The organism is Microcystis sp. M169S2 (genome assembly GCF_020245865.1).
Taxonomy (GTDB): domain Bacteria; phylum Cyanobacteriota; class Cyanobacteriia; order Cyanobacteriales; family Microcystaceae; genus Microcystis; species Microcystis ichthyoblabe_A.
Map to the genome: position 1 here is coordinate 57064 of NZ_JADBUB010000012.1, position 6328 is coordinate 63391.

A 6328-nucleotide genomic window follows, 5' to 3' on the forward strand; every position below is an offset into this window, starting at 1 on the left:
GTCGAGGTCAATTATGTCCCTTTCTACTCTCTCGATTCTCGGCACAACCATGGCTTTAACTCTGGCCGCTAACCTGGCCTCAACTGCCACTGTGCTATCCTATCCCCAAGATCGTCTATTTATCGCTCAAACTAGCTCTCCCCAGCGTCCTGAGAGTCGTCCCCGTGGGATGAATAATTCTCGAGAAAGACTAATCGAACAATTAAACCTTACCAATGACCAAAAGTCGAAAATTGCCGCTATTCGTCAGAAATATCAGGAAAAAACCAAAAAGTTGCGAGAAACCATTAGAAACAACGAACAAGAATTAAATAGTTTATTATCGAATAATGCCTCCGATCGAGATATCCGTGCTAAACATCAGCAAATCTCTCGCAATCGCCAAGAAATGAGTAACCTGCAATTTGAGAGTTTTTTGGAAATTCGTCAAGTGTTAACTCCCGCTCAAAGAACGGAATTTTCCCAGTTAATGCAAGAACGTCGCGCTAATTCCCGCAATCGCGGACGACAATAATTCCCATCAGTGCGGATTAAGATCGAGTTTGATGGCGATACATTAGAAAAACGCAAAGGATGGGCAAGTAACCCATCCTCAACTTATCATTTACTAATAAATTATCGTTTCCAAGTGACTTTTGGTAGGATATGATTCATATCTACCCGATTTTTATACTTGGTGGCGAAGTTCAAGAGGGAATCGAGGAGAGAATCGGAGAGATAGTGAGGTTGTAGGCCTAGATCGAGTAATTTTGTGTTTTTAGCGTTAAAATAATGTTCCTCTAACTCGATGCGCGGGTTGTCAAGATTGTTAATCTCCACATTTAACCCTAATGCAGAACCAGCTTTTTTCACCATCAGTGCCAAGTCACCGACGCTAAACAGTTCGGTAAATTGGTTAAAAACGCGAAATTCCCCGGATTGAGCAGGATTAGCGATCGCTAATTCCAAACAACGCACGGTATCGCGGATATCTAAAAATCCTCGCGTTTGACCACCTTTACCGTACACTGTCAGGGGATGACCGATCGCCGCTTGAATACAAAAACGGTTTAAAGCAGTACCAAAAACCCCATCGTAATCGAGACGGTTAATTAACATCTCATCCATTCCCGTTTCTTCGGTGAGGACTCCATAAACCACCCCTTGATTGAGATCTGTGGCTTTTAAACCCCACATCCGACAGGCAAAATGGATATTATGGCTATCGTGGACTTTGCTGAGATGGTACATACTACCGGGCTGTTTGGGATAGGGTAAAGTATCCTTACGACCGTTATGTTCGATCTTGATGTAGCCTTCTTCAATATCTATATTCGGTGTGCCATACTCACCCATGGTCCCCAGTTTTACTAGGTGCGCTTCGGGAAATTCCTCTTTCATCGCGTAGAGGATGTTTAAATTGCCAACCACGTTGTTAACTTGGGTTAAAACTGCGTGTTCGCGATCGATCATGGAGAAGGGTGCAGATCTCTGTTCTCCGAAGTGAACAATGGTGTCTGGTTGAAACTGTCGCAGGGATTGAATCAAAAAGTCGTAGTTATTAATATCCCCGACAAAAAGATCGATCGATTTTCCCGTCAGATCTTGCCAGCGTTGAATCCGATGAGATATGGGTGCGATCGGTGTTAAGGTATCGCAGCCTAATTGTAAGTCCCAATAGCGACGAACTAAACTATCAAGTATGCCTACTTCGTAACCTCTATTTGATAGATGGAGTGCCGTTGCCCAACCACAATAGCCGTCTCCGCCAATAACCAAAACTCTCATACAATATCTGTAAAGTTTATATACTCGTCTTTGGTAACTCTAGCAGTTTTGTGTCACGCTTTACCAGCTTAATCCCCCTGAACATAGTGAGGTGTGGGGTGTGGGGTGTGGGGTGTAGGGTGTAGGGTGTGGGGTGTGGGGTGTGGGGTGTGGGGTGATGGGGAGAATCAATAAAGGTAGTCTATTGACAACTGCTCACTGATTACTACTGTCCACTGAAAACTCAAATCTGCTCACTGATAACTGCTCACTGATAACTGATAACTGATAACTGATAACTGATGAGGGTGTTCTAGAAAACTTGACAAGGGAACGGATTATAGGGAAACTCAGCTTGTAATCGGTGGGCTTTGCTGACGAGAAAACAAAAGCCAAAAATCTAGATAAAAAGCAGTTTTTTCGGTAAATCAGGGACTATCTGCTTTTTTACTTTTTCTTTTTTACTTTTTACTTTATTACTTGATCTTATGCGTTGGCAAGCTCGGCAAAAATCTTCCTTTTCTTTCCTTCCCCTATACGGATTTTTGGCATTTATCGTCACTTGTCTGATTATTTGGGCAATTTCTTTCTATCCTCGTTCTAATGCTCTGGTGGGGGGTGATTCTCTCCCCGCACCTTTTAGGGAGTTTCAACCGGAATGCGCGGATTATGTTCTAGAAAATAGTTCTTTTAAGGATATATCGAGAGTTTTTGATTGTAAAACCTATAAAAACATCTCCGATCGCGTGATTGTTTCCCTATCTCTCCAAAAAAACGATATTAGTCTCGATAATTGGCAAAATAACTCGGCAACAGCGATCGAATTAGCCCCCTGGCCGGAAATTCATCCCCGCGCTCAAGAGACAAAAGTGCCGATTTTAATGTATCACGACATTTTACCGAAAAAAGAGGTATTTTTTGACGTTACTCCCGCCGAATTAGAGGCACATTTTCAATTTTTGCAGGAAATCGCGGCAACTCCTATCAGTATCGATTGGTTAATTTCCCATCTGCGGACAGGGATCCCCCTTCCCGCTAAACCGGTTTTATTGACTTTTGATGATGGTTATGGGGGACATTACCAGTATGTCTATCCTTTATTGAGAAAATATAACTATCCCGCCGTTTTCTCGATTTATATCAATAAAATGGCTCAAAAAACCGGCAGAACCAGTGTCACTTGGCAACAACTCCAGGAAATGGCCGCCGATCCTCTAGTACAGATTGTCTCCCATAGTGTCAGTCATCCCCGGGATTTAAGATTATTGTCCGATGCAGATTTGGAGCAAGAAGTCAAGCAATCGAAACAAATCTTAGAAAAAGAATTGGGCATTCCTGTTAATTATTTCACCTATCCGGAAGGTAAGGCGGACGATCGAGTGAAGGAATTCGTCAAAAAAGCGGGTTATCGGGCGGCTTTATCGATGAATGACCTCGATGAGCATTTTGCTGGACAATCCCCCGATTTACTCACGATTGGACGCTTTGGACAATCGCGCACGCGAGAAATTGTCCCGCAAGCTTGGGGAGGTGATCCCTTACCCCGTACCGATGGCGGTTTTAACTTTGCCACCACCATCCAAAAACGGGAAGTAGAATTCCCAACTAATACACTTGTTCTGATTAGTGGCGGGATTCCCAAAACCATCCACGCTGATAGTCGTTATCAAGTGGAGGAAATTATCGCCGGTACAGAAGCGATCGCGGCTGTAGATGGCGGTTTTTTCTCTCTCAAGGAATTGGACTCAAATCAGATGATCGGGCCAGTTTTAAGCCAAAATGGCAGCTTTATCCCGGGATATGAAGGAGAAATCGACAAGTTAGAGGGTCGTCCTTTAGTAATCATTACCGATCAATGGGTGCGTTATCTTCTCTTCGATCCTGCCCGTCATAATACCCTAGAAGGAATTGCAGCGGAGGCTAGAAATGATCTCAAGGTTACGGATGCTTTTGTCGCGGCCGCTTGGTTAGTCAAAGATGGACAACCACAATCGCGAGAATCCTTTGGTACACTTTACGGTTTTGATGCCCTGCGTCACCGGGCTTTTTGGGGGATTAATCAGGCAGGACAGCCAGTAATCGGGGTTTCCAGAGATCCGATCGATTCCATGTCTTTGGGAGAATTATTAGTACAGGCAGGTTTTCGGGACGCAGTGATGTTAGACTCGGGAGCAAGCACCTCCCTCGCTTATCAAGGTCAGTCGCAAGTGCATTATACTCCCCGTCCTGTTCCCCACGTTGTCGCTTTATTTCCCCCCACAGAAACCTATATTGTTCCCATTAATCATGTGGGGATTCCCTGCGTAATTTTCGCCGATTCCTGTCCTGCGGGGAGTTAGGTTAGCACTATATGATCGAGTTAAACCTTAGCCCAAAATTCTACCATGGAGATCGAACGTCTTAACGCCCTTTCCGATAATTATATTTTCCTCCTCTACGATCCGGCGCAAAAAATCGCGGCCGTGGTGGATCCGGCGGAACCTGAACCCGTTTTCAGGCGATTAGAGGCTTTACAGGTGGATTTAGTCGCTATTTTCAATACCCATCACCACGGCGACCATGTGGGGGCTAATCAGGCTTTAATTAATCGTTATCCCCATCTTTGTGTTTATGGGGGAAAGGAGGATCGCGGTCGCATTCCGGGCCAGCAGCTGTTTTTAGAGGAGGGGGATCGGGTGGAATTTGCCGGTCGCTGGGCCGAGGTTTTCTTTGTCCCCGGCCACACTCGCGCTCATATTGCCTATTATTTTCCCCCGGTTAACCCCGGAGATTACGGTGAGTTATTCTGTGGTGATACCCTGTTTTCTGGGGGTTGTGGTCGTTTATTTGAGGGAACACCGGGGCAAATGGTGGCTTCTTTAACTAAATTGCGATCGCTGCCTGACCAGACCAGGGTTTGGTGCGCTCACGAATATACGTTAAATAATTTAAAGTTTGCCTTGACAGTTGACCCTAATAATGCTGCTTTGCAGCAGCGTTATCGGGAAGTGGAGAAAAATCGCGCTGAAGATCTGCCCACGATTCCGGCAATTTTGGGGACGGAAAAGCTGACTAATCCTTTTTTGCGTTGGGATAGTCCCGCTTTGGCAATGACCATGGATAGCAACGAACCAGTACAAGTGTTTGCACGGCTGCGGGGGAAAAAAGATAATTGTTAGGAGTGGTTAGGGTTTGCTGAATAAGCTTGTTGGTGGGGGCCGGGTGTGGGGTGTGGGAAAAAGTCCCTGAAATTTCCCCCCGATCACTCCCATATCCGCTACTTTTTGATTGACAAAAAGTCTAAAAGTCTTACCCAACAAGGTTTTTAGATTTATTCAGCCAGCCCTAATTAGTCGATGCTGTCTTTTGAGACTCCGAGCCGCTCGTCAATCAACATGGAGATATTTCGAGAAATTCTCTCAATCTTCATCACTGATGATCGGGTAGGGAATCAGACTTTCATAATCTTCTAAACTGGCACCGGAGAGACAGCAGTCAATAATTGTTTTACCCAGAGGATCTAGATCGGGTTCGAGAAATTGCTTAATCTGACGAGCAAAAAATTCTTTAAGAATCGTAGCCCTTCAATCCCCTTCTCTTGACCTACCTTACCTTAAGGGAATCGGTTGGCACTGACTTTGAAGATACTCAAGCAAAGGCTTGACACTTTGAGGTAAGGAGTTATCGTCGGAGGAAATACTATATCTATTTCCGTCCTCAGTCTCAATGACGATCTCATAATTAAAGAGATCGGCAGCATTTTCTGTCCTCTGGCTTTGCAATTGCAAGATGCCACTTTGCCTGACTAAGGACTGCAATTGGGCAGCTTCGTCAGGGGAGAGTAATTGGGTATCAATTTCACATCCCCTGATCAAGCCAGCAAATCCTCCTGACTGTTGGAATTGAATTTTCATCGACTTTTTAACCTCACTATTAAATTTGCCGACACGACTTGGCAATTCTGAGAAGGCGGACAAAAATAACTCCCTGCTTGCCTCACTTTTCGACCCTGCCAATTGTTGTCCTATCTCTACTGGCTCTCCCAGCATTATCGGGTAAAATGTATATGGCATTACAAAAGCTTGCACGGTGAGTTAGGTTGGATTGATAAATTTTGATTGAGTTTGAATGCTAATTGTCGCCTAACCCACCCTTGTCGCTTAAAAGCAGTGGTAGAACGTTCCACACTAGGACTCTGTCAATTTTAAAGTGATGGGTTTGAGACAAGCAGGGGGAGCAGAGGGGGTAGGGGAAGCAGGGGGAAATTTATCCCTCAATTCAATCTTGACAGACTACTAGGTTAGAAATGGTTCCTAGTCTTCTTGTGGTAGCTCTGGTAGAGGCGGCAGAGCGATCTCTCCACTTGCCAATGACGTAAGTTGCTCGACAGGCACGGGCGCGAGTTCTGCTCCTCCCATCGGGGCAATTCCCTCGCTGCCAGCACTGGCAATGGTTTCTAATTCTTCAGGGGAGAAGAGGGTGAAAGCGGCAGCGCCCCCCTGAGAAGCTAGTTGCTCGACAGGCACGGGCGCGAGTTCTGCTCCTCCCATCGGGGCAATTCCCTCGCTGCCAGCACTGGCCATGGTTTCTAATGCTTCAGGGG

Annotated in this window: 7 protein-coding genes; 3 read left to right on the plus strand and 4 right to left on the minus strand. The window is 45.4% G+C overall.

Features of this window, described 5'->3' with window-relative positions:
• Nucleotides 1-13: 13 nt before the first annotated feature.
• The gene (locus tag IM485_RS01435; protein ID WP_104398214.1) at nt 14-514 is read left to right on the plus strand and encodes a Spy/CpxP family protein refolding chaperone; all 501 of its coding nucleotides are present in this window, start codon (nt 14-16) and stop codon (nt 512-514) included.
• A 101-nt stretch (nt 515-615) separates the two neighbouring features.
• On the opposite strand, the gene IM485_RS01440 is transcribed toward IM485_RS01435, so the two are convergent.
• Nucleotides 616-1767: an NAD-dependent epimerase/dehydratase family protein gene (locus tag IM485_RS01440; protein ID WP_287740755.1), complete on the minus strand. Its 1152-nt coding sequence runs from the start codon at nt 1765-1767 to the stop codon at nt 616-618.
• 467 nt (nt 1768-2234) lie between these two features.
• Between IM485_RS01440 and IM485_RS01445 the strand changes: the two genes are divergently transcribed.
• Both IM485_RS01445 and gloB read left to right on the plus strand, forming a co-directional pair.
• Nucleotides 2235-4085, plus strand: a complete 1851-nt coding sequence (locus IM485_RS01445) for a polysaccharide deacetylase family protein (RefSeq protein ID WP_287740758.1) — start codon at nt 2235-2237, stop codon at nt 4083-4085.
• A gap of 45 nt (nt 4086-4130) precedes the next feature.
• A complete protein-coding gene (gene gloB, locus IM485_RS01450) occupies nt 4131-4904 on the plus strand; it encodes a hydroxyacylglutathione hydrolase (RefSeq protein ID WP_104398212.1) in 774 nt (257 codons plus the stop codon).
• Nucleotides 4905-5144: 240 nt separating this feature from the next.
• On the opposite strand, the gene IM485_RS22615 is transcribed toward gloB, so the two are convergent.
• From IM485_RS22615 to IM485_RS01460, 3 genes are all read right to left on the minus strand, one after another.
• Nucleotides 5145-5300: a DUF4914 family protein gene (locus IM485_RS22615; RefSeq protein WP_353845995.1), complete on the minus strand. Its 156-nt coding sequence runs from the start codon at nt 5298-5300 to the stop codon at nt 5145-5147.
• A gap of 33 nt (nt 5301-5333) precedes the next feature.
• The gene (locus tag IM485_RS01455; protein ID WP_104398211.1) at nt 5334-5639 is read right to left on the minus strand and encodes a protealysin inhibitor emfourin; all 306 of its coding nucleotides are present in this window, start codon (nt 5637-5639) and stop codon (nt 5334-5336) included.
• A 399-nt stretch (nt 5640-6038) separates the two neighbouring features.
• On the minus strand, nt 6039-6328 hold a 290-nt coding region (locus IM485_RS01460), incomplete at its 5' end, for a hypothetical protein (protein WP_287740763.1).

Bases quoted from the DNA above. Each gene is read 5' to 3' on its own strand.
- IM485_RS01440 (WP_287740755.1), bottom strand. From the start codon at position 1,767: ATGAGAGTTTTGGTTATTGGCGGAGACGGCTATTGTGGTTGGGCAACG.
- IM485_RS01445 (WP_287740758.1), top strand. From the start codon at position 2,235: ATGCGTTGGCAAGCTCGGCAAAAATCTTCCTTTTCTTTCCTTCCCCTA.
- gloB (WP_104398212.1), top strand. From the start codon at position 4,131: ATGGAGATCGAACGTCTTAACGCCCTTTCCGATAATTATATTTTCCTC.
- IM485_RS01435 (WP_104398214.1), top strand. From the start codon at position 14: ATGTCCCTTTCTACTCTCTCGATTCTCGGCACAACCATGGCTTTAACT.
- IM485_RS01455 (WP_104398211.1), bottom strand. From the start codon at position 5,639: ATGAAAATTCAATTCCAACAGTCAGGAGGATTTGCTGGCTTGATCAGG.